We start from the raw sequence: 21727 nt of genomic DNA, 5'->3' as shown, positions 1-21727 counted from the left end.
CCCCCACGCGCGCGCGTCCGCCGATACTAAGCGAAACGTACATCCCCCCGCCCCCGGTCCGGCCACGCGCGCGGGCCAGTCGCGCAGCAGCTGCTGCGCCCAGCGCTGCGTCACGTCCTGGTCGCCCTGCGCCAGCACTGCACGCGGCACGGCCGCGATGCCGGCCTCGTTCAACCGCTGGGCCAGGGTCTGCAGCAGCACCGGCGTGGCGGCGTCGCCCCTTACCGGCGTCTCGAAGATCACCGCCTCCACCGCGGCCACCGCCGCGGCGTAGGCGCGCAGACCAGCCAGCGCCTGCGCCGGGTCCACCGGCACGGCACGCGCGTCGATCAGGTCCGGCAGGGTCTGGGCCAGTTCGGCCCACGGCGCGCGCAGCGGTTCCAGTACGCGGCCCAGCGGATGCCTGGAGCGCTGGGCCGCCCAGCTGCGCAGCTCTTCGCCCCACCACGCCAGCTTGGCGTCGGCCGGGGTCGGGTCACCGCCGATGTTGAGGATGTCGTCGAACTCCTGCAGCAGCGCAAACCATGCCACCACGCGGAGGCGCTGCGCCTCCGGTACGAAGGGTTCAGCCACCGACCATTCCGGCCAGCGGGTTCGCCACTTGTCCAGGAAGCTGTCCAGGGCGCTGGAAGTTGTCACGGGAAGTCCTTCAAATGCTGTGCGGACCAACGGTCCGCACCTACCTTGGGGGAATGTGCGGACCAACGGTCCGCACCTACCTGGGGGGATGTGCCAACCAACGGTTGGCGCCTACCTGGGGGGTGCGCCGACCAACGGTTGGCACCTGCCGTCTGCCCTATTACCCGCGTGCGGGTGGCCAGGCGTCGGCGCGCTGCAGCTGCGCGGGGTGCTCGGCCATGCGCTCGGCGCCCCACGCGTGCGGGTCGTCGGCGTCCAGGCGGTAGCCCCACAGCGCGGCCACCGAGGCCATGCCGGCCGCATTGGCGGCAACGATGTCGCGCTCGTCGTCGCCCACGTAGATGCAGGTGGCCGGGGCGATCGCCATGCGTTCGGCGGCAGCCAGCAGCGGCAACGGATGCGGTTTGCGCTGGGCCAGGGTGTCGCCGCCGATCAGCACGGCACAGCGCTGTTCCCAGCCCAGCTGCGGCACGATCAGCCGCGCCAGGTATTCCGGCTTGTTGGTGACGATGCCCCAGCGGCAGCCGGCCGCCTCCAGCGCGTCGAGCATGCCGGCGACGCCGTCGAACAGCACGGCATGACGGCCGATCAGGCCCTCATAACGCTCCAGGAATTCGGGCACCAGCGCGTCGCGCTCGACCTGCCCCAGTTCCGGGAACGCCACCGATACCATCGCCCGGGAGCCCTTGGACACCACCGGACGCAGGACCTCCAGGCTGATCGGCGCGCGGCCGCGTGCGGCCAGCATCGCATTGGCGGTGGCCAGCATGTCCGGTGCGCTGTCCAGCAGTGTGCCGTCCAGATCGAACAGGACCGCCTGCGGGAACATGCCCGCGTGACCTGCGGACTCAGACACCGGCCGCATCGTCCGGCTTCACGGCATACGCCAGGTAGTTGATGTCGGTGCGGCTGCTCAGGCGCGCGCGGTTGCGCCACGGCTCATAGGCCATGCCGCTGACATCGCGCAGGGTGAAGTCGGCCTCGCGCAGCCACTTGCCCAGCTCGGCCGGCTTGATGAAATCCTGGTAGTGGTGCGTGCCCTTGGGCAGCAGCCGCGCCACGTACTCGGCACCGACGATGGCCACCGCGAAGGCGGCCGGGGTGCGGTTGACGGTGGACAGGAACAGCTGGCCGCCCGGCTTGAGCAGGCGGTGGCAGGCAGCGATGATCGCGCCCGGGTCCGGCACGTGTTCCAGCATTTCCATGCAGGTGACCACGTCGAAGCTGCCCGGCTGCTCGGCAGCAAGGTCTTCGGCGGCCTGCAGGCGGTAGTCCACCGTGACGCCCGATTCCAGGCTGTGCAGCCGCGCCACCTTGACCAGTTCCGGGGCCAGGTCGATCGCAGTGACCTCGGCGCCTTCTTTGGCCAGCGCTTCGCTGAGCAGGCCACCGCCGCAGCCGATGTCCAGCACGCGCGCACCACGCAGGGCCACACGGCTGGCCACGTACTGCAGGCGCACCGGGTTCAGGGCATGCAGCGGCTTCTGCGGGCCGTCCGCATCCCACCAGCGGTTGGCGAGTGCGGCGAACTTGTCCAGTTCGGCCTGATCGAAATTGGTGGAAGCGTGGGGGGCGTTCATGGGGATCCTTGGTACATCAAGCACGGATGTGGCGGATGCGCTCGCGCCATTGGCGCGCGTTGGCGACGATCGCCGCGGTGTCCATGCCCACCAGCTCACGCTGGACCAGCTTGGGCTGGCCGGCAATCCAGACATCGCTGACCTGGTGGCGGCCGGCGGCGTAGACAAGCTGCGAGAGCACGTGATGCAGCGGCTGGGTTTCCAGCGCGGACAGGTCCACGCAGACCAGGTCGGCCTGCTTGCCGACCTCGATCGAGCCGATGCGGTCGCCAAAGCCCAGCGCGCGTGCACCGCCCAGGGTGGCCGCGCGCAGCGTGGTGGCCGCATCCAGCGCGGTGGCATCGTTGGCCACGGCCTTGGCCAGGATCGCCGCGGTGCGGTTCTCGCTGAACATGTCCAGGTCGTTGTTGCTGGCGCAGCCGTCGGTGCCGATCGCCAGGTTCACGCCGGCGCGCTGCAGGGCGCAGGCCGGGCAGAACCCGGAGGCCAGCTTGAGGTTGGATTCGGGGCAATGCACCACGCTGACGCCGCGCTCGGCGCACAGGTGGATCTCGGCCTCGGTGAGCTGGGTCATGTGCACCGCGATCAGGCGGTCGTTGACCAGGCCCAGCCGGTCCAGCCGCGCCAGCGGGCGCTGGCCGTGCAGCCGGATCGAGTCGCTGATTTCCTGCGCGGTTTCATGCGTGTGCAGGTGCACCTGCATGTCCAGCTGGTCGGACAGCATGCGCACGCGTTCGAAATTGGCGTCGTTGACGGTGTACGGCGCATGCGGCGCGAACGAGGTGCCGATCAGCGGATCGTTGCGCCACTGGTCGTGCAGCTCGCCGGCCTTGGCGAAGTACTCGTCGTCGGTCTTGGCCCAGGCGGTGGGGAAATCGATGATCACCGCGCCAACCAGCGCACGGAAACCATGCTGCTTGTAGACGGCCGCCTGCACGTCGGAGAAGAAGTAGTTTTCGTTGGCGCAGGTGGTGCCGCCGCGCAGCATCTCGGCGATGGCCAGGGTGGTGCCGTCGGCCACGAACTCCGGCCCGATCACCGCCGCTTCCACCGGCCAGATGTGCTGCTGCAGCCACACCATCAACGGCAGGTCGTCGGCGACGCCGCGCAGCAGCGTCATCGGGTTGTGGGTGTGCGCGTTGACCAGGCCCGGCATCAGCGCCGCGTCCGGGCGCGACACGGTCTGCGTCGGCGCGAAGCGCGCACGCGCCTCGGCACGCGGCAGGATCGCGACGATCTCGCTGCCACGGATGGCCACGGCATGGTCTTCCAGCACCACCGCATGCGGCTCGATCGGGACCACGTAACCGGCTTCGATCAGCAGGTCACAGGTTTCGGGAATGCGTGCGGTGTCGGTCATGCGGGCTCGCTGGGGCAAGGGGGGGGGGCAGCGGAGGGGCGGCGGGGTACGGCCGGTAAAGCCGACGCGATACCGCCGGTGGAGCCGACGGGTAGAGCGGACCGTTGGTCCGCTGCCCTTCGCGATGCACGTTCAGACCCCGCCAGAAGCAGCCGACCAACGGTCGGCTCTACCATCATCCGGCCGGTGGTCTTCAACAGCAGCCGACCAACGGTCGGCTCTACCGTCATCCGGCTTCGCCGGATTATTTGCCGGCGCGTGCGGAGTATTCGCCCGAGCGGGTGTCGACCTTGATGATTTCATCCTGGTTGACGAACAGCGGCACGCGGACCACGGCGCCGGTTTCCAGGGTGGCCGGCTTGCCGCCGCCGCCCGAGGTGTCGCCACGGACGCCCGGATCGGTTTCGGTGATCTTCAGTTCGACGAAGTTCGGCGGCTGGACGAAGATCGGCTCGCCGTTCCACAGGGTGACGATGCAGGATTCTTCACCCTTGAGCCACTTGTCCGCGCCGCCCATGCCGGCCTTGGTGGCCTGGACCTGCTCGAAGGACTCCGGGTCCATGAAGTGCCAGTACTCGCCGTCGGTGTACATGTAATTCATGTTGGTGTCGACGACGTCGGCCTTTTCCACGTCATCGGTGGCCTTCATGGTCATTTCGACCACGCGGCCCGACTTGATGAAGCGGTACTTCATGCGGGTGAAGGCCTGGCCCTTGCCCGGCTTGACGTACTCGGTCTCGGTGATGACCGCCGGTTCATTGTTGACCAGGATCTTCATCCCGTTCTTGACATCGTTCATGCCAACAGTGGCCATGCTGAAACTCCTGAATGGGCAAACGCCGCGCAGGCGCGGCGAGCCGGATAGAATGGAAAACCCACCGACACCGGTGGGGTGACTCGTTTTTCTGACCGACATGATAACCGCAGGCCCCCATTCCATGCAGCTTTCCGCCACGCCCCTGCCCACCCCCGTGCGCTGGCAACAGCTCTGGCGCGAGGCGGTCCGCGACCCGCGGCAGCTGCTGGCGCAGCTTGGCCTTGACCCGGCCGAGCTGCCCCTCTCGGCCGAGGCGGCCAACCAGTTCGCGCTGCGCGTCCCGCAGGGCTTCATCGCCCGGATGCGCCCGGGCGACCGCCACGACCCGCTGCTGCGGCAGGTGCTGCCGATCACCGATGAAATGCAGGTGGTACCGGGCTTCAGCCTCGATGCCGTGGGCGACGGGCTGGCCAGGAAGGCCACCGGGGTGATCCAGAAGTACCGCGGCCGCGCCCTGCTGGTGACCACCGGCAGCTGTGCGATCAACTGCCGCTACTGCTTCCGCCGCCACTTCGACTACGGCACCGAGAATGCCGCCAAAGAGGGCTGGCGCGAGGCGGTGGACGCCATCGCGCAGGACCCGGACATCGACGAGGTGATCCTGTCCGGCGGTGACCCGCTGTCGCTGGCCACCCACAAGCTGGAGGAACTGACCCAGGCCCTGGCCCGGATTCCGCACCTGCGCCGCCTGCGTATCCACAGCCGCCTGCCGGTAGTCCTGCCCGAACGCGTGGACGACGCCCTGGTGCAGTGGATCGCCGCCCTGCCCTGGCCGGTGGCGTTCGTGATCCATGCCAACCACGCCAACGAATTCGACGCCGCCGTGGACACCGCGATGGCGCGCCTGCGCGCCGCCGGCGCCACCCTGCTCAACCAGGCGGTGCTGCTGCGCGGGGTCAACGACTCCCTGCAGGCGCTGCAGGACCTGAGCGAACGCAGCTTCGCCGCCGGCGTGCTGCCGTACTACCTGTACCAGGTCGACCGGGTCGAGGGCGTGGCCCACTTCGAGGTAACCGACGACACCGCCAAGGCACTGCACGCACAGCTCACCGCACGCCTGTCCGGCTACCTCGTCCCCAAACTGGTCCGCGAGATCTCCGGGGATGCAAGCAAACGCCCCGTCTAGGGGCGTTTGCGTAGGTGACGACCGCTGGTCGTCACACCTTTCATCTTATCGACCCGCCTCGATCATCTGCACCACCTCGGTCGCGCTGACCGGGTGGCTCAGCCAGTACCCCTGGCCAAGGTCGCAGCCGCGCTGGCACAACAGGTCGAACTGCACTTCCTGCTCGATGCCCTCGGCCACCACGGTGATGCCCAGCGCATGGGCCATCGCGATGATCGCGGTGGTCAGGGCCAGGTCGTCCGGGTCGCGCTGCATGTCGGCGACGAAACTCTTGTCGATCTTGACGCCGTCCACCGGCACCTGGCGCAGGTGGCTGAGCCCGGAGAAGCCGGTGCCGAAGTCGTCCAGCCACACCTTCACGCCGGTACGGTGCAGCTTGTCCAGCAGCGCGGCGGCCAGCATCTCGTCGCCGATCACCGCCGTTTCGGTCAGCTCCAGGTGCAGGCGCGAGGCCGGCAGGCCGGTATCGCGCAGGCAGTCGGCCACCAGGGTGGGCAGTTCGCCACCGCGCAGCTGGCGCGGGGACACGTTGACCGACACGAACAGGCCGTCACTGTCGGCGCCGTGCGGCCACTGCACCGCCTCCATGCAGGCCGCGCGCAGCACCTTGGGGCCGATCACTTCGATCAGGCCGCTCTGCTCGGCCACTTCGATGAACACCGACGGCGGGATCGTGCCCAGCGTCGGGTGCTGCCAGCGCAGCAGGACTTCGACGCCGACCATGCGGCGGTCGCGGGTGCGGAAGATCGGCTGGTACACCAGCCGCAGCTCGCCGCGTTCCCAGGCGCCGCGCAGTTCCTGCTCCATGTGCACGCGGCGCTCGACCGCATGGTCCATCGCGCGGCTGTAGTAGCGATAGCAGTTCTTGCCGGCCATCTTGGCCTGGTACATGGCGATGTCGCCGTTCTTCAACAGCGTGGTCGCGTCGGCGGCATCGTCGGGGAACAGGGTCACACCGATGGAGGTGCCGAGGAACAGCTCCCTGCCCTGCACCACCAGCGGCTTGCCCAGCTCGCGCACCAGGATCTCGGCCAGGTGGCGCGCGGTGGCCGCGACGTCGCCATCGCCGATCAGGATCACGAACTCATCGCCGCCAAAGCGCGCCAGCAGCGCCTCGTCGCCACCGGCCTGGGTCACCGCCGCGCTGATGCGCTGGGCGAACTGCAGCAGGGCCTCGTCGCCGGCCTCGTGGCCGAGGGTGTCGTTGACGCGCTTGAAGTCGTCGATGTCGGCGAACAGCAGGGCCAGCCGATGGCCGGACGCGCGCGCGGCCATCAGGCGGTGGTCCAGCGCCTCGCGGAAGGCCAGGCGGTTGGTCAGGCCGGTCAACGCATCGGTGTAGGCCATGTGCCGCACCTCGCGGTCGTGCCGGGCGATGGCCTCGCTCATCCGCCCGAACGCACGCACCAGCTCACCCACCTCATCCTTGCGCGAGCTTTCGCGCAGCTGCACCTGGTAGTCGCCCGCTTCGATCTGGCGCGCGGCGGCGGCCAGCCCGCGGATCGGGGTGACCAGGGTGCGCTGCACGTAGATGATCACCACCACGCCGATGCCCACCAGCAGGCCCAGCATCAGCAGCAGCCAGCCGAGGTGGCGCTTGCCCACCTGCTGCAGGCGTTCGCCCAGGGTCTGGTTGGCGCGTTGCTCCATCGCCTGCACATCGTCCAGCGCCATGCCCACGCGGACACCGCCGATGCGCTGGTTGCCGATCATGATCGGCATCGCGTTGTCCAGGACCTTGGGCGACTCCTGCACCACCAGCTGGCGGGCGCCCTTGGCGCCTTCGGCCAGCGGGTCGGTCATGGCGCGGCCGAAGCCCAGCACCTCCACCGAGCCGTCGTGGATCAGGCGGCCATCGGCGTCGAACACCAGCACGTAGCGCACCACCTGCTGCCGCGAGGTATTGCGCACCAGCGCGCCGACCTGCTCGAGATCGTTGTAATAGAGCGGGTTGGCCAGCGCGTCGGAGAGCTCGCGCGCCAGGGCCTCGCCACGACTGCGCACGCTGCGGTCGAACAGGCCGTGGATCACGCTGCCGCTGAGGTGCTTGACCTCATCCTGCATGGTGGCCTGGCGCCCCAGCACTACCGCCACGATCGCCACCACCACCAGCATGGCACCGCCCATCGCCAGCACGAAACGTGCCTGCATTCCGGAACCCAACGGCCTCATTCCACTTCCATCCGCACGCGTGCCCAACCCTGTTTCAATTCATCCAGCCGGTGCTGCATCTGCGCATCCACCCGATGGAACCCGGACGTACCAAAGAACTTTTCCAGCGCATCCTGCGCCTGTGGATCCGATGCTGCATCCAGCAGCACCTGCTGCAGGCGGTCGCGCACCCGCGGGTCCAGGCCGGCGCGCACCATTTCCACCCCGCGCGGATACGGCTCGGTACGGTGGATGACCCGGAAGTCGCGCCGGAAGACCGGCGGAATGCGTTTGCCATCGGCCCAGTCCACGCTGCTGACCGCGCCGGCATCGACCAACCCCTTGTGCACCAGGGTGGCGATGTTCAGCTCCGACCGCGCGAACACGTAACCCACCGTATCGGGCGCGGCCGTGTCGTTGGCCGACAGCAGGATCTCCGGGGTCATGCCGTGTTCGAGCAGGGTCATCACCGGGACCAGGTACGCACTGGTGGAGGCCACATTCTGCAGGGCCACGGTGTGCCCGGTCAGGTCCTCCAGGGTGCGGACCGGGCTGTCCCGGCGCACGAAGAACACGGTGTGGTACTCGCGCACCCCGCTGCGCTCGGTCAGCAGCAGCGGCTGCGCGCCGCTGCGCATGCCCAGCGCGACGGCGGTGCCGGAGGTCTCGGTGACCCAGTCGACGCGGCCGCGGCGCAGGTAGCTGCCCATCCGCTGCGAGTCGCTGGCCATCAGGATGCGGCCTTCGGTGATGCCCACATCGCGCATGCGCGGCACCACGTAGTCCAGCAGGGGCTGCAGCTGCGCATAGTGTGACTTGGGATCATCGCTGATCCGTCCGAGCACCAGTACGTTGGACGGGCCGGCCCATGCCGGACCGACCGCCAGAGCGATGGCCAGACACAGCAGTCCCCCCTGCAGCAGCCATCGCAGCACTGACACCCTTCATTGCTCCCCCGAGATATCGAAACAGCCTACCCGAAAAAGTGAGAACTGCGTCAGCTCATTGAGGCTTGCCTGCCGCCAGGCGCGCCATCCGCTGCGCGTCGGACAGAATGCCGCGCAGCAGGCGCACTTCCTGTTCGCTCAGTTCGGTGCGCAGGAACAGCCGGCGCAGTTTGCGCATCGCCGATTCCGGGGCGCGGCCCTTGTGGAAGTCGATGTCGTCCAGGGTGTCGCCGAGCTGGCCGAACAGGCCCTCGACCTGGGCATGGCTGGCCGGCTCCTCGCGGAAGCCCGGCTCGGCCGGCGCGGCAGCGCTGATGCCCCCGAGGCTGGCCATGCGCAGCTCATAGGCCAGCACCTGCACGGCCGCCGCCAGATTCAGGGAGCTGAAATCCGGGTTGGACGGGATGTGGACCGCCAGGTGGCACAGCTGCAGCTCTTCGTTGGTCAGGCCGGTGCGTTCGCGGCCGAACACGAAGGCCACTTCGGCCGGCTCGGCGGCCTTGGCCAGGGCGCGCTGCGCGGCAACGCCCGGCAGCAGCTCTTCCAACTGGACCCGGCGCGCGCGTGCGGTGCACCCGAGCACCAGCCGGCAATCGGCCACGGCCTCGGCCAGGGTCGCCACCACCGGGGCATCGCCGAGCACGTCCTCGGCCCCGGCCGAGCGCCGGAACGCTTCTTCATTGAGGGGTTTTTCAGGGGCGACCAGCACCAGGCGGCCCAGGCCCATGGTCTTCATGGCACGCGCGGCGGCCCCCATATTGCCGGGGTGCTGGGTGCCGACGAGGACGAAACGAATGCGGGACGGAGCGGTTTCAATGGACATGAACAGGCCAGACGCGAGCAGGACAGCCACAAATGGTAAACTGTGCGACCGGCCTCTGCGCCGGGACCGCTCTTTTCCCCCGCCAAACCCCATCTCTGCCTTTACGGGAGCTTTTCGCCATGCAGAAACCCGCCGTCACCGTCATGGTCAAGGCCGCCCGCCTCGCCGGCAACGTCCTGTTGCGCAACATCAACAAGCTGGAGGCGTTGAACGTCGTGCAGAAGGGGCGCATGGACTATGCCAGTGAAGTCGATGCGGATGCGGAAAAGGTCATCGTCAAGGAACTCAAGCGCGCCTATCCCGAGTACGGGATCATGGGTGAGGAAGGTGGCGTGCAGGGCGTGAACCGTTACATGTGGGTCATCGACCCGCTGGACGGCACCAGCAACTACCTGCGCGGCTTCCCGCACTACTGCGTGTCCATCGCCCTGGTCGAGAACGGCGAGCCGATCGACGCGGTGATCTTCGACCCGCTCCGCAATGAACTGTTCACCGCCAGCCGCGGCGCCGGCGCGGTCTTCAACGACCGCCGTATCCGCGTGGCCGACAGCAAGGCCTTGTCCGGCGCGGTCCCCCCCCCTTTTCTCCCCCCGCGCACCCCCCCCCCCAGCAGCGCCCAGCTGAAGGCCGTGGATGCACTGCTGGTGCACGCCGAGGACATCCGCCGCACCGGTTCGGCCGCGCTGGACCTGGCCTATGTGGCCTGTGGGCGTGCCGATGCGTACTTCGAGGCCGGTGTGAAGGCCTGGGACATCGCCGCCGGCGTGCTACTGGTCCGCGAGGCCGGTGGCCGTGTCTGCGACTTCAAGGGCGCCACCCCGGCCCGCATGGACAGCCGTGGTCCGGAGACCCAGCAGATCGTGGCCGGCAACGTGAAGAACACCGACATCCTGCAGAAGGTGCTGGTGAACACCGGTTACGCCGCCGAGTTCGACGCCAAGTTCTGATCGACCGCACCTGCACCACCCCGGAAACGGCGCCCCTTGGGCGCCGTTTCTGTTTGGGCGTTCGCGAAAGACACGACCCGCACAGCATCACCGTCCTGCCCTGGACATAGGGTCGGTGACCTGAGCAACGGCACCCGCCCGGGAGCGCTACCACCCCCTGGACGGGATACGGGTGGCCCTTGAACGAGCAGACGAATGTCTCCCGCTGCCACGGAAACAACAACGCCCGGCCAGGGGCCGGGCGTTTCGGGGGCACTGCCGTCCGGGGTCAGGCGACGGTGCTGTTGGCGGCCTTCAGCGCGGCGATGCGCTCGTCCAGCGGCGGGTGGCTCATGAACAGCTTGCGGGCCGTGGAGCCGGCGATGCCGAACGCGGCGATCTGGGTCGGCAGGGTGCTCTGGCCGTGGTTGAGCTTGAGGCGTTCCAGCGCGGCGATCATCTTCTGGCGGCCGGCGAGGTTGGCACCGCCGGCGTCCGCGCGGAATTCGCGGTGGCGCGAGAACCACATCGAGATCATGGTGGCGAACAGGCCGAACACCATCTCCAGCACGAACACGATGATGTAGTAGGCGAAGCCACGGCCACCGCCTTCGCGGTTGCCCGACAGCGCGCTGTCGATGATGCCGCCGACCACGCGGGCCAGCACGATCACGAAGGTGTTCAGCACGCCCTGCAGCAGGGCCATCGTGATCATGTCACCGTTGGCGACGTGCGCGATCTCGTGGCCCAGCACGGCCTCGGCCTCGTCTTCGCTCATGTTGTGCAGCAGGCCGGTAGACACTGCCACCAGCGCCTTGTTGCGGTTGGCGCCGGTGGCGAACGCGTTGATCTCCGGGCCGTCATACACCGCCACTTCCGGCATGCCGATGCCGGCGGCGCGGGCCTGGCGTTCCACGGTGGCCAGCAGCCAGCGCTCGGTCGGGTTGCGCGGCTCAGTGATCACCACCGCGCCGGTGGAGCGCTTGGCCATCCACTTGGACAGCAGCAGCGAAATGAACGAGCCGCCGAAGCCGAAGATGGCCGCCATCACCAGCAGGCCGCTCATCCGATTGGGGTTGACCCCCGTCACCGACATCACGATACCGGCCAGGATCAGCACCGCGAGGTTGGTCAGAAGAAAGAGGGCAATGCGACTGAACATGGGAAAGGGACGCTTTGAAGAGGGATTTGACTGCAAATCTGCGGTGCCTTCATGTTGAATTCAAGTCGGAAACTGACCGACGATTCATAGTTCATGTCCATGACTCCCTACCTCGGGCGCTTTGCCCCTTCGCCCACCGGCCCTCTGCACCCCGGCTCCCTGCTTGCCGCGCTGGGCAGTTGGCTGCTCGCGCGGCACGCCGGCGGGCAGTGGCTGGTGCGGGTGGAGGACGTCGACCCGCCACGTACCGTGCCCGGCGCGGTGGCCGGGCAACTGGCCACGCTCGCCGCGTTCGGGCTGCACAGCGACGGCCCGGTTCTGCACCAGAGCCAGCGCGACGCCGCCTACCAGGCCGCGCTGGCGCAGCTGCTGGAGGCCGGCCAGGCCTTCGCCTGCCATTGCAGCCGCAGCGATCTGGCCGACCAGGGCGGCGTTCACCATCACTGCGTGCCACGCCCTCCGCGCGCGCAACCGGCCATCCGCCTGCGTGTCGCACCCGGCACGGTGGTGACCTTCAACGACGGCCTGCGCGGCCCGATCCGCCAGGACGTGCATGCCGATGTCGGCGACGTGGTCCTGCGCCGCGCCGATGGCTACTGGGCCTACCAGCTGGCGGTGGTGGTCGATGACGGCGCGCAGGGCATCACCGACATCGTCCGCGGGGCCGACCTGCTCGATTCCACGCCCCGCCAGATTCTGCTGCAGCAGGCGCTCGGCCTGCCCACGCCGCGCTACCTGCACCTGCCGCTGCTGCTCGATCCCGACGGCCGCAAGCTGTCCAAATCCACGGCCGCCGCCCCGGTGGATGCCGCCAACCCGCTCCCGGCCCTGCGCCAGGCCTGGGCCGCACTGGGCCAGGACCCGCGCGCCCTGGCGACGGCCAGTGAGGTCGACGGGGCCCTGCGCGCCGCCCGCGCCGCGTTCGACCCCGGGCGCCTGTCACCGGTCGACATTCCGCTGCCGCCCGCTGCGCCGTGACCGCCCCCTTTTTTTCGCGGTTGTTGCAGAATCCCCTTCCCCCCTTTGCTGGCCCTGCCGTTCGGAGTAGCTGCTCATGACATCTCGCGTCGCACTGGTCACCGGTGGCACCGGCGGCATCGGCACCGCCATCTGCCAGCGCCTGGCCGACCAGGGTCATCGGGTCGCCACCAACTACCGTGACCAGGCCAAGGCCGACGCCTGGCGGGAGATGATGCTGGCGCGTGGCTGCGACGTGGCGCTCTTCCGTGGCGACGTCTCCAACCCGGACACGGCCGAGGCGATGGTGCAGTCGGTCGAGGCCGCGCTGGGCCCGGTAGAGATCCTGATCAACAACGCCGGCATCACCCGCGACACCACCTTCCACCGCATGCGCGCCGAGCAGTGGCATGACGTCATCAATACCAACCTCAATTCGGTATTCAACGTCACCCGCCCGGTGATCGAAGGCATGCGCCGCCGGGGCTGGGGCCGGGTGATCCAGATCAGTTCGATCAACGGCCTGAAGGGCCAGTACGGCCAGGCCAACTACGCCGCCGCGAAGGCCGGCATGCACGGCTTCACCATCTCGCTTGCACGCGAGAATGCCGGCTTCGGCATCACCGTCAACACCATCTCGCCCGGCTATGTGGCCACCGACATGGTGATGGCGGTACCGGACGAAGTGCGCGCCAAGATCATCGCCGACATTCCGACCGGCCGCCTCGGCAAGCCCGAGGAAATCGCCTATGCGGTGGCCTTCCTGGTGGCCGAGGAAGCGGCCTGGATCACCGGGTCGAACCTGGACATCAACGGCGGCCACCATATGGGCTGGTAAGCGCGCCGCCGGGCACTGCCCGGCGCACGCGTCAATGCTGCACCCTGCGAAATTCCATGCTGCGCAACATGAATCGGCCCGGATACCCCGCCGCATGGGCCTTCCGGCGGTTGCATAGGCTGCTGCACTGCGCCATGCTGCGCGCCTACTGTGACGAGTGATTGCTTCATGGCTGCGACCCGCATTATCAAGAAGTATCCCAACCGCCGTCTCTACGACACTGAAATTTCGAGCTACATCACCATCGAAGACGTCCGCCAGCTGATCCTGGATGGCGAGGACTTCGAAGTCCGCGACGCCAAGAGCGGCGACGACCTGACCCGTTCGGTGCTGCTGCAGATCATCGCCGACCAGGAGCAGGACGGCGAACCGATGCTGTCCACGCAGCTGCTGAGCCAGTTGATCCGCTTCTACGGCGATTCGCTGCAGGGCTTCATGGGCAATTACCTGGAGCGCAGCATGCAGGTGTTCCTGGACCAGCAGCAGCAGTTCCGCCAGCAGATGGGCAACCTGCTCGGCCAGACGCCGTGGGCGATGATGAACCAGCTCACCGAGCGCAATCTGGAGCTGTGGCAGGACTTCCAGCGCAACATGGGCACCGGCTTCGGCGGGCGTCCGGGTGGCACCGGTACCGGTACCGGCCCTGCGACGGGCGGTGGCACCGCCGGCGGCGCACGCAAGCCCGATGCACCATCCACGCCGGGCACCGGCAAGACCCGCCGCTGATCCACGGGGCTCTCCGCCCCACACTGTCCGGCCCCACAACGACAAACGGCGCAGCCCTCGGGCCGCGCCGTTTTCGCAGGTGCCGCGCGTTGGCTCAGCGCTTGGGCTTGGCGCAGCCCGTGCAGATCCGCTCCACCGTGTAGCCCTTGGCGCGCAGTTTTTCCACCACGCCATCGTTGCCCAGCAGGTGCAGCGTACCCACCACCACCAGCGTACCGCCCTGCCCGGCCTGCAGGTGCTGCTGCAGCTTGGGCACCCAGGCGTCGTTGCGGTCGGTGTTGATGCGCTTGTACAGCTGCGGGTACTGGCTGCGCAGCTGCACGGCCATCGAGTTCCACAGCAGCTTGTCGTCGCCGCGGCGCCATGCGTCGTGCAGCTTGCGCCCATCCTCGTCGCCCTTGTCGGCCTGTTCCAGCGCCTCGGCCACCATCTGCTGCTGCTCCTGTGCCGACATCCCCGACAGCACCGCGATCTGGGTATCGATGTCTTCCAGGCCCCCAGTGGATTTACCGGACGCCGCCGCCAGGGTCATGAAGTGGCGGTCCAGGCCGAGCTTCGGGTCCAGGCCCATCTTGGTGAACTGGCTGAGCGTGATGCTCAGCCCGACGAACCACGGCTTCATGCCCTGCAGCTGCGCCAGCGGCAGGTTGTTGTCGCGCGCGTAGGCCTGCAGCCGCGTCCAGGTCGGCGCATCGAGGTCGCGCTTGAGTTCGCTGCCATCGGTGCGGACTGCCGCCTGCACCATTTTCTGTGCCAGCTGCGGCGACTCCATGTCCTGCGGCGACAGCTCGAACACCACGCGCTGCGTGTCGGCGAAGGCGCGGTCCACGTCGGCCGAGAGGGGGTAGTCGGCGGCGCGCAGCAGGTGGAAGGACCCCAGCAGGTACATGCGGCTGTCACCCGGGCCGGTGACCTTCCACAACAGCGGCACCGGGGTGGCCGCCTTTGCGGCCGGTTTTGCAGCCGGGGCGGCGTCGCGGGCGTGCGCGGGCATGCCGAACGACAGGCCGGCGGCGATCAGCAACGGGAACAGGCAACGGGACAACATGTGCATGGGTTCAACCCTCTCCTTCGGGTGCGTGGTAAGCCTTCTCGCCAGCGTCCACGCGCAGGTCGAGTCTGTTTTCAGGGGGTGTCAGCGGGCACGTGGCGAACGGCGTGAACGCGCACGGCGGGTTGTAGGCGCGGTTGAAATCCAGCACCACATTGCCTTGGGCGTCGGGTGCGTCGGTGTCCAGGTAGCGGCCCGCCGGGTAGCTGCCGTGGCCGCTGGTGCGGTCGCCGAAGATCACGAACAGCGGGCCGCCCGGCTCGCCGATGGCTTCCAGGCGGTAGTTGACGCCGTCGCGCTCGAACGTCAGCGCGCCGGCGTTGGGCATCGCGGTGGTCAGGCCAGTGATGTCCACGATCGACAGGGTCTTGCCGGCCGGATGCGGCACATAGCGCGCCTGCACCTTCCACGACGGGCCGCCGGGCCAGTACAGCAGGCCGGTGAAGCCGATGCGCGAGGCGGCATCGGCGTGCTTGACCCGCAGTGCGAAACGCTCGCCGCGATGGATCAGGCTCAGGTGCCCCTTGCCGTCATCGAAGGCGATCACCGTCGGCGTTGCATCGCGGTCGCTGAAGAGGCGGATGCGGCCGTGCACCGGCGCGCCATCCACGCTGACCGCCACGCCACGCTCGGGGGTAAACCACACCTGGTCACCCGTGCGCGCCACCATGCCCAGTTTGTCCGGCCCTACCGCCAGGCGGATGCCACTGCCGGGACCACGGCCGATGTAATGCGCTTTGTGCTCCAGCCAATGCAGGCCAACCAGGGTGGTCCAGCCATCGGCGGCCACCAGCTCGGTGTACCGCTGCTGGCGCCATTGCTGCTGTTCGGCCGCGAAGGCCGGATCGGTCGCCACCGCGACCGGCGTGTCCGCTGCCCTGTCCCCGCACCCCCCAAGCACGAGCACCATGCAGGCCAGTGCGGCCCGCCCTCCCCACGTCCCCATGTGTGTCCCCTTCAACGTCCGCGCAGGAACCAGCGGTCGATTTCCGCCAGCGAAAAACGGGCCCAGGTCGGCCGGCCATGATTGCACTGGCCCGAGCGCTCGGTGATTTCCATGTCGCGCAGCAGCGCGTTCATTTCCGGCACGGTGAGCCGACGGTTGGCGCGCACGGCACCGTGGCAGGCCATCGTCGACAGCAGCTCGTCGCGTGCGCTGGCGATGCGCCGGCTCTGGCCGTGCTCGCGCAGGTCGGTCAGCACGTCGCGCAGCAGGCCTTCGGGTTCGGCATTGGCCAGCAGCGCCGGAATGCTGCGCACATGCAGCGAGCCCGGGCCGGAGCGTGTGATCTCAAAGCCCAGCGACACCAGCGTGTCCGCTTCGCGCTCGGCGGTATCGGCGTCGCGCTCGCCCACCGCCAGGGTGATCGGCACCAGCAGCGGCTGCGCGTGCAGCCCGATGCCGTCGTGCGCGGTCTTCAGGCGCTCGTAGCCGATGCGCTCATGGGCGGCGTGCATGTCCACCACGATCAGGCCTTCGGCGTTCTCGGCCAGGATGTAGATGCCGTGCAGCTGCGCGACCGCGTACCCGAGCGGCGGCACACCGCTGTCGGCCGACGTCGTCGGCAATCCGTACTGGCCTGGCATCGGCATCGGCGCGGCTGCGGTGTCGTCGTCGGCGCGTGGCTGCGCATACAGCGCGGCATACGCAGACGGCGCATCGGCCACGCGCAGGCCCAGCGGCGACTGTTGCGGCCGCCACTGGCCGCCGCCCATTCCACCACCACCTCCACCGCCGGCCAGCGCGTAACCGCCGGTGCCCGCCGATCCGGCAGGCATCGCCTGCATGTCCATCGGCGTGGCCATGCCCGCACCGGCCTCGACACCGACGGCGGTCATGCCGGCCCGGGTTTCGGCCAGTGCGTCCTTCAACGTGCGGTAGACGAAATCGTGGATCAGCCGCGAATCGCGGAAGCGCACTTCGTGTTTGGCCGGGTGCACATTGACGTCCACGCGGGTCGGGTCCAGCTCCAGGAACAGCACGTAGGCCGGCTGCCGGCCGTGGAACAGCACATCGCCATAGGCCATCTTCACCGCGTGGGCAACGCTGCGGTCACGCACCGACCGGCCGTTGACGTACAGGTACTGCTGATCGGTACTGGCCCGCGAGTAATGCGGCTGCGCGATCCAGCCATGCAGACGCAGGCCGGCACCGCTGTGGTCCACGCGCAGCGCCTGCGCCGCGAAGTCCTCGCCCAGCGTCTCGCCCAGGCGCGCGTCGGAGTACAGGTCGCCCGGCTTGTAGCGGCGCGACGCTTTGCCGTTGTGCGACACCCGCAGTTCCACATCCGGGCGGGCCAGCGCCAGCGAGCGCAGCCACTCTTCGATATGGCCCAGTTCGGTGCGCTCGGCGCGCAGGAACTTGCGGCGCGCCGGCACGTTGTAGAACAGCTCGCGCACTTCGACGGTGGTGCCCGGTGCGTGTGCACGCGGCGTCACCTCCCCGAGTTTGCCGCCCTCGATCTGCAGCGCCGAGCCGTGCGCGTCGCCGGGGCGTCGCGAGGACAGGGTGAAGCGGCTGACCGAGGCGATGGACGGCAGGGCTTCGCCACGGAAACCCAGCGTGGCTACCGCTTCGAGGTCGTCCAGGCTGGCGATCTTGCTGGTGGCGTGGCGGGAGACGGCCAGCGGCAGCTCTTCGGGGGCAATGCCACCGCCGTCGTCGCGGATCCGGATCAGGCGCACACCGCCTTCTTCCAGGTCGATGTCCACGCGCGTGGCACCGGCATCGAGGGCGTTTTCCACCAGTTCCTTGACCACCGAGGCCGGCCGTTCGACGACCTCGCCTGCGGCGATCTGATTGATGAGGATGTCGGGAAGTTGGCGGATGCTCATGTGTGAATGATAGCGGCATCCTTCGTGCAGCCGGCCAGAGGCCGGCTCTACGGGCAAATAAAAACCCGCCAGCGGCTCGAAGGACAGCCGGCCAGAGGCCGGCTCTACAGCAAATAAAAACCCGCCAGCGGCGGGTTTTTATTTGCTTCCCCCGGCGACGGTGCCGGCGGCGTCGATTTCGGCCTGGGCGCGTGCGGCGTACAGGGTGCCGGGTGGGGGCTGGCGGCTGAAGAAGGTGTGCACGCCATCGAGTACGGCACCGGCGATCTGGCGCTGGTACGCCGGGTCGATCAGGCGCCGTTCCTCGTCCGGGTTGGAGATGAACGCGGTTTCCACCAGCATCGCCGGCATGTCCGAGGTGCGCAGCACCGCGAAGTTGGCGCGCTCGATGTTCGGCTTGTGGTTCTTGCCAATCCGCTTCAACCCACCCAGCACATGTCCGGCGGCGTCTTCGGAGGCTTTCATGTAGCCGCTCTGGGCCAGGTCCAGCAGCACGTTGGCCAAGGTGCCCTCGGTCTGCTGCAGGCGCACGCCACCGACCAGATCGGCGGCGTTTTCCTTGTCGGCCAGCCAGCGGGCGCGCTGCGAGGACGCGCCCTTGGTGGACAGCACGTACACCGACGAACCGGTTGCCGCGCGGTTCTCGGCCGCGTCGGCATGGATCGAAATGAAGATGTCGGCCTTGGCGGCACGCGCCTTCTGCGCACGCATCGGCAGCGGGATGAACACGTCGGAGTCGCGCGTCAGGAAGGCCTTCAGGCCCGGCGTGGCATTGACCTGCCGCGCCAGTTCGCGCGCCACGGCCAGGGTGATGTCCTTCTCGCGCTTGCCGGTCGGGCCGACCGCGCCAGGATCCTGGCCACCGTGACCGGGATCGATCGCCACCACCAGGGTGCGCATGCCCGGGCGCATCTTCATCCGCGACGCATCGCTGGGCATCGCCGGACGCGGGCTCTCGGTCGCGGTCGTGGCGGTCGGGGCAGGCGTTGGGACCGGCGCGGCCACAACGGCCGCGGTCGGCTGTCCGGCGAGGATCGCCGCCGGCGATGCGGAGTTGCTGGCGGCGTTGGCATTGCCTGCTGCGGCCACGTTGGCGGTGGCCGTGGTCGGGGCGGGCGTTGGGACCGGCGCCGCCGCGGTAGCGCTGGCCTGCTGGCGAACCGAGGCGGTCAGCAGCGCGGTCGCGCGGGCGGCATCGTTGCGCGCCTGGGCGTTGTCAGCCGGCGTCGGTGCAGGGGTCTGCGCGACCACCGTCGGTGCGGGGATGGGGGGCGGCGTGGTGGTCGGTGCGGGAACGGGTGCGGCCGGTGCAGCGCTGGCCGGTGCGCTGGCCACGTTGGCGGCGCCATCGCCCGGCCATTCGATCACCAGCGTCGAATCATTGCCCTGCTTGCGCATCTGCGGCTTGAACGGTGCCACCGACTCGGCCAGGTCGAACACCACCCGGAACGTGCCGGGTACCGGCTGGCCGGTACGCACGGCCGTGACCACGCCCTTGGGCGCGGGCAGCTTGAGGCTGCGGATGGCACTGGAATCGGGGAAATCGACCACCAGGCGGTTCGGGCCGGCCAGGGTCAGGGTCTTGTAGCCGCCGCTGCCGGACAGCGCGATCTCCGCGCGGGTGCCGGTGGCGCCGGTGTCCAGGGCGACGTGGCGGATCTCGCCCGCCCACGCCACGGCGCTCGCCAGACAGAGTCCGACGACGGCACAGAGGGCAGTGAGTGGTTTCCCCATTGGCATGGGTCAGGATTCAATCACCGCGCTGAATGAAATGCAACTCCTTTTCCCTTAATAATCCGTAACCTGCCGGAGTTTCCTAGTGTCAGCCGACAGAAAGGGCCTGCAAGTCACCCCCTTGCGGGAGGCGATCGAGCCATTCACGGCCCGTCGCGCTGTCCGCACTGAGCCGCACGCGACGCCCCTGCCCCTCGATCTCCAGCGCCACCACCAGGTCGGTGGGCGGCAGGGCGCCAGCGCCCCGCTCGGGCCATTCGACCAGCCACAGCGACGCGCTGCCTTCGTCGAGCCCGAGGAAATCCAGCTCCCCGGCGTGCCCGATGCGGTACAGGTCCAGGTGCCAGGCCTCGTGCCCATCGACCAACGGATAGCGCTCGACCAGCGTGTAGGTGGGGCTGCGGATCGGGCCCTGGACACCCAGCGCGCGCAGCAGCGCACGGGCCAGCGTTGACTTGCCGGCCCCCAGGTCGCCCTGCAGCTGCACCACGGCCTGCGCCGGGCGGGTGGCGGCCAGCCACTGCCCGAGCAGGTCGGTGTCGGCGGGTTCGGCGAGGAAGAACGTGATCATGCGGGGCGGTCCGGATTGACGAAGCGGCGCAGCGGCGCCAGAAGATCGGTGGGCAGCAGGCCGCGCTGGCCTTCGGCGGCGGCGGCGTCGCCGGCCAGGGCATGCAGCAGCGCGCCGGTGCTGGCCGCGTCGAACGCCTCCAGCCCCTGCGCGCGCAGCGCGGCGATCACCCCGGTCAGCAGGTCACCCATGCCGCCCACGGCCATGCCGGGATTGCCGGCGGCAATCACCCGCGGGCGGGCGTGCGGCGCGGCGACCAGCGTGCCGGCCCCCTTCAGTACCACCACGGCCTGGTAGCGGTCGGTCAATGCACGCGCGGCGGCGAAGCGATCGCCCTGCACCTCGGCGGTGCTGCAGCCGAGCAGGCGCGCGGCCTCGCCCGGGTGCGGGGTCAGCACGGCATCGGGCAGCGGCTGCGGTGCCTGCGCCAGCAGGTTCAAGGCGTCCGCATCGACCACCAGCGGACGGCCGGCGCCAAGCACCTGCCGCCACAGTTCATGCGCCCAGTCGTCCTGGCCCAGTCCCGGGCCGATTGCGATCACGCCGGACCGCGGCAGCAGCGCGGCCAGGTCCTGGGCGTCCTCCACCGCGTGCACCATCGCTTCGGGCAGGCGGGACAGCAGCGCGGTGACATGCGCCTGGCGGGTGGCCACACGGACCAGCCCGGCACCACTGCGCAGGGCCGCCTCGCTGGACAGCATCACCGCGCCGCCACTGCCGAGGTTGCCGCCCACGCACAGGACCTGCCCCGACTCGCCCTTGTGGGTGTTGGCGCGGCGGGGCGCCAGCAGCGCGCGCACGCGTTCGTGGTGCCAGCGCGACGCCGACGCGGCCACGTCCTGGGCGCTGCCCTCGGGCAGCTGCAGCGGTGCCAGCCGCCGCTCGCCGACGTATTCCAGCGCGTCGCCGGTGTACAGGCCCTGGTGGCAGACGATGAACTGCAGGGTCACCGCAGCCCGCACCGCCACGCCCGGCACTGCGCCCGTGCGCGCATCCACGCCGCTGGGTACATCCAGTGCCAGCACCGGGGCCAGCGCCTGGTTGAGTGCGGCAATGCGTGCGGCGGCAGCCGCCTCCGGCGCGCGATCCAACCCGATCCCGAACAGCGCATCCACCCAGACGTCCATTGCCGGCAGCGGCGCATCGCCGACCAGCACCTCGCCCCCCTGCGCCACGAAGGCGGCCTGCGCGCGCTGGGCCAGCGCTGTGGCCGGCGCGTCGCCGGGCAGGTGCAGCACCTGCACCTGGCGGCCGGACTGGCGTGCCAGCGCCGCCAGCACGTAGCCGTCGCCCCCGTTGTTGCCGCGCCCGGCCAGCACACCGATGCGCTGGGCCTGCGGCCAGTGCTCCAGCAGGCACTGCCAGGCGGCCAGACCGGCCTGGTCCATCAGCGAGGCGCCACCGTCGCCCAGCAGCGCACTGGCCTGGGCATCGATGCGGCGGGCGGCAGGCGTATCGAAGAGTTCAGCGAGTTCAAGCATGAC

General features: G+C 69.1%; 20 protein-coding genes. 5 read left to right on the top strand and 15 right to left on the bottom strand.

Annotated elements, in window-relative coordinates; genetic code table 11:
• From ACO6VK_RS06005 to efp, 5 genes are all read right to left on the bottom strand, one after another.
• Positions 1-639: squalene/phytoene synthase family protein (locus ACO6VK_RS06005; protein WP_422505998.1), on the bottom strand; the 639-nt coding region annotated here is incomplete at its 3' end.
• 160 nt (positions 640-799) lie between these two features.
• On the bottom strand, positions 800-1504 hold the full coding sequence (locus ACO6VK_RS06000) for a phosphoglycolate phosphatase (RefSeq protein ID WP_422505997.1): 705 nt from the start codon (positions 1502-1504) through the stop codon (positions 800-802).
• The gene (ubiG, locus tag ACO6VK_RS05995) at positions 1488-2219 is read right to left on the bottom strand and encodes a bifunctional 2-polyprenyl-6-hydroxyphenol methylase/3-demethylubiquinol 3-O-methyltransferase UbiG (protein WP_422505996.1); all 732 of its coding nucleotides are present in this window, start codon (positions 2217-2219) and stop codon (positions 1488-1490) included. The genes ACO6VK_RS06000 and ubiG overlap by 17 nt, the downstream gene beginning before the upstream one ends.
• A 16-nt stretch (positions 2220-2235) precedes the next feature.
• Positions 2236-3579 (bottom strand): TRZ/ATZ family hydrolase, encoded by a 1344-nt coding sequence (locus tag ACO6VK_RS05990; protein ID WP_422505995.1) that lies wholly within the window; start codon positions 3577-3579, stop codon positions 2236-2238.
• A 244-nt stretch (positions 3580-3823) separates the two neighbouring features.
• Positions 3824-4393, bottom strand: coding sequence for an elongation factor P (gene efp, locus ACO6VK_RS05985; protein WP_017354967.1), 570 nt, complete (start codon positions 4391-4393; stop codon positions 3824-3826).
• A 124-nt stretch (positions 4394-4517) separates the two neighbouring features.
• On the opposite strand from efp, the gene epmB reads away from it, so the two are divergent.
• The gene (gene epmB / locus ACO6VK_RS05980; RefSeq protein WP_422505994.1) at positions 4518-5522 is read left to right on the top strand and encodes an EF-P beta-lysylation protein EpmB; all 1005 of its coding nucleotides are present in this window, start codon (positions 4518-4520) and stop codon (positions 5520-5522) included.
• A gap of 45 nt (positions 5523-5567) precedes the next feature.
• On the opposite strand, the gene ACO6VK_RS05975 is transcribed toward epmB, so the two are convergent.
• The 3 genes from ACO6VK_RS05975 to ACO6VK_RS05965 all read right to left on the bottom strand — a co-directional run bounded on the left by ACO6VK_RS05975 (position 5568) and on the right by ACO6VK_RS05965 (position 9443).
• The gene (locus tag ACO6VK_RS05975) at positions 5568-7694 is read right to left on the bottom strand and encodes a putative bifunctional diguanylate cyclase/phosphodiesterase (protein ID WP_422505993.1); all 2127 of its coding nucleotides are present in this window, start codon (positions 7692-7694) and stop codon (positions 5568-5570) included.
• Positions 7691-8614: a phosphate/phosphite/phosphonate ABC transporter substrate-binding protein gene (locus ACO6VK_RS05970; protein WP_422505992.1), complete on the bottom strand. Its 924-nt coding sequence runs from the start codon at positions 8612-8614 to the stop codon at positions 7691-7693. The genes ACO6VK_RS05975 and ACO6VK_RS05970 overlap by 4 nt, the downstream gene beginning before the upstream one ends.
• A gap of 61 nt (positions 8615-8675) precedes the next feature.
• Positions 8676-9443, bottom strand: a complete 768-nt coding sequence (locus ACO6VK_RS05965; RefSeq protein WP_422505991.1) for an RNA methyltransferase — start codon at positions 9441-9443, stop codon at positions 8676-8678.
• A gap of 119 nt (positions 9444-9562) precedes the next feature.
• Here ACO6VK_RS05965 and ACO6VK_RS05960 point away from each other — a divergent pair, with 119 nt between their 5' ends.
• Positions 9563-10390: an inositol monophosphatase family protein gene (locus ACO6VK_RS05960; RefSeq protein ID WP_422505990.1), complete on the top strand. Its 828-nt coding sequence runs from the start codon at positions 9563-9565 to the stop codon at positions 10388-10390.
• A 268-nt stretch (positions 10391-10658) separates the two neighbouring features.
• On the opposite strand, the gene htpX is transcribed toward ACO6VK_RS05960, so the two are convergent.
• Complete coding sequence (htpX, locus tag ACO6VK_RS05955) at positions 10659-11531, bottom strand: protease HtpX (protein WP_422505989.1); 873 nt, start codon at positions 11529-11531, stop codon at positions 10659-10661.
• A gap of 93 nt (positions 11532-11624) precedes the next feature.
• Here htpX and gluQRS point away from each other — a divergent pair, with 93 nt between their 5' ends.
• From gluQRS to phaR, 3 genes are all read left to right on the top strand, one after another.
• Positions 11625-12509 carry a tRNA glutamyl-Q(34) synthetase GluQRS gene (gluQRS, locus tag ACO6VK_RS05950; RefSeq protein WP_422505988.1) on the top strand — a complete coding sequence of 295 codons (885 nt, stop codon included), beginning with the start codon at positions 11625-11627 and terminating at the stop codon, positions 12507-12509.
• Between the two features lie 76 nt (positions 12510-12585).
• The gene (gene phbB, locus ACO6VK_RS05945) at positions 12586-13326 is read left to right on the top strand and encodes an acetoacetyl-CoA reductase (protein WP_017354975.1); all 741 of its coding nucleotides are present in this window, start codon (positions 12586-12588) and stop codon (positions 13324-13326) included.
• 168 nt (positions 13327-13494) lie between these two features.
• Complete coding sequence (gene phaR, locus ACO6VK_RS05940; RefSeq protein ID WP_422505987.1) at positions 13495-14052, top strand: polyhydroxyalkanoate synthesis repressor PhaR; 558 nt, start codon at positions 13495-13497, stop codon at positions 14050-14052.
• 94 nt (positions 14053-14146) lie between these two features.
• Here phaR and ACO6VK_RS05935 read toward each other — a convergent pair whose 3' ends face one another.
• From ACO6VK_RS05935 to ACO6VK_RS05910, 6 genes are all read right to left on the bottom strand, one after another.
• The gene (locus tag ACO6VK_RS05935) at positions 14147-15106 is read right to left on the bottom strand and encodes a TraB/GumN family protein (protein WP_422505986.1); all 960 of its coding nucleotides are present in this window, start codon (positions 15104-15106) and stop codon (positions 14147-14149) included.
• Positions 15107-15110: 4 nt separating this feature from the next.
• On the bottom strand, positions 15111-16049 hold the full coding sequence (locus ACO6VK_RS05930; protein WP_422505985.1) for a DUF1684 domain-containing protein: 939 nt from the start codon (positions 16047-16049) through the stop codon (positions 15111-15113).
• Positions 16050-16060: 11 nt separating this feature from the next.
• Positions 16061-17938 (bottom strand): DNA mismatch repair endonuclease MutL, encoded by a 1878-nt coding sequence (mutL, locus tag ACO6VK_RS05925; RefSeq protein ID WP_422505984.1) that lies wholly within the window; start codon positions 17936-17938, stop codon positions 16061-16063.
• Between the two features lie 138 nt (positions 17939-18076).
• Entirely contained in the window at positions 18077-19672 is a 1596-nt protein-coding gene (locus ACO6VK_RS05920; RefSeq protein WP_422505983.1) for an N-acetylmuramoyl-L-alanine amidase, read from the bottom strand.
• Between the two features lie 88 nt (positions 19673-19760).
• Complete coding sequence (gene tsaE / locus ACO6VK_RS05915; protein ID WP_422505982.1) at positions 19761-20243, bottom strand: tRNA (adenosine(37)-N6)-threonylcarbamoyltransferase complex ATPase subunit type 1 TsaE; 483 nt, start codon at positions 20241-20243, stop codon at positions 19761-19763.
• Positions 20240-21724 (bottom strand): NAD(P)H-hydrate dehydratase, encoded by a 1485-nt coding sequence (locus ACO6VK_RS05910; protein ID WP_422505981.1) that lies wholly within the window; start codon positions 21722-21724, stop codon positions 20240-20242. Before ACO6VK_RS05910 ends, tsaE begins: the two co-directional genes overlap by 4 nt.
• Between the last annotated feature and the right edge of the window lie 3 nt (positions 21725-21727).

The sequence above is a fragment of the Stenotrophomonas sp. GZD-301 genome, assembly GCF_049310345.1.
Classification (GTDB): Bacteria; Pseudomonadota; Gammaproteobacteria; order Xanthomonadales; family Xanthomonadaceae; genus Stenotrophomonas.
Note: the sequence above shows the minus strand (reverse complement) of the source record. Positions and strands in the feature narration are given on the sequence as shown.

Excerpts from the sequence above, each read along its gene's own strand:
- ACO6VK_RS06000 (WP_422505997.1), bottom strand. The coding sequence starts at position 1,504 with ATGCGGCCGGTGTCTGAGTCCGCAGGTCACGCGGGCATGTTCCCGCAG.
- ubiG (WP_422505996.1), bottom strand. The coding sequence starts at position 2,219 with ATGAACGCCCCCCACGCTTCCACCAATTTCGATCAGGCCGAACTGGAC.
- ACO6VK_RS05990 (WP_422505995.1), bottom strand. The coding sequence starts at position 3,579 with ATGACCGACACCGCACGCATTCCCGAAACCTGTGACCTGCTGATCGAA.
- efp (WP_017354967.1), bottom strand. The coding sequence starts at position 4,393 with ATGGCCACTGTTGGCATGAACGATGTCAAGAACGGGATGAAGATCCTG.
- epmB (WP_422505994.1), top strand. The coding sequence starts at position 4,518 with ATGCAGCTTTCCGCCACGCCCCTGCCCACCCCCGTGCGCTGGCAACAG.
- ACO6VK_RS05975 (WP_422505993.1), bottom strand. The coding sequence starts at position 7,694 with ATGAGGCCGTTGGGTTCCGGAATGCAGGCACGTTTCGTGCTGGCGATG.
- ACO6VK_RS05965 (WP_422505991.1), bottom strand. The coding sequence starts at position 9,443 with ATGTCCATTGAAACCGCTCCGTCCCGCATTCGTTTCGTCCTCGTCGGC.
- ACO6VK_RS05960 (WP_422505990.1), top strand. The coding sequence starts at position 9,563 with ATGCAGAAACCCGCCGTCACCGTCATGGTCAAGGCCGCCCGCCTCGCC.
- htpX (WP_422505989.1), bottom strand. The coding sequence starts at position 11,531 with ATGTTCAGTCGCATTGCCCTCTTTCTTCTGACCAACCTCGCGGTGCTG.
- gluQRS (WP_422505988.1), top strand. The coding sequence starts at position 11,625 with ATGTCCATGACTCCCTACCTCGGGCGCTTTGCCCCTTCGCCCACCGGC.
- phbB (WP_017354975.1), top strand. The coding sequence starts at position 12,586 with ATGACATCTCGCGTCGCACTGGTCACCGGTGGCACCGGCGGCATCGGC.
- phaR (WP_422505987.1), top strand. The coding sequence starts at position 13,495 with ATGGCTGCGACCCGCATTATCAAGAAGTATCCCAACCGCCGTCTCTAC.
- ACO6VK_RS05935 (WP_422505986.1), bottom strand. The coding sequence starts at position 15,106 with ATGCACATGTTGTCCCGTTGCCTGTTCCCGTTGCTGATCGCCGCCGGC.
- ACO6VK_RS05930 (WP_422505985.1), bottom strand. The coding sequence starts at position 16,049 with ATGGGGACGTGGGGAGGGCGGGCCGCACTGGCCTGCATGGTGCTCGTG.
- mutL (WP_422505984.1), bottom strand. The coding sequence starts at position 17,938 with ATGAGCATCCGCCAACTTCCCGACATCCTCATCAATCAGATCGCCGCA.
- ACO6VK_RS05920 (WP_422505983.1), bottom strand. The coding sequence starts at position 19,672 with ATGGGGAAACCACTCACTGCCCTCTGTGCCGTCGTCGGACTCTGTCTG.
- tsaE (WP_422505982.1), bottom strand. The coding sequence starts at position 20,243 with ATGATCACGTTCTTCCTCGCCGAACCCGCCGACACCGACCTGCTCGGG.
- ACO6VK_RS05910 (WP_422505981.1), bottom strand. The coding sequence starts at position 21,724 with ATGCTTGAACTCGCTGAACTCTTCGATACGCCTGCCGCCCGCCGCATC.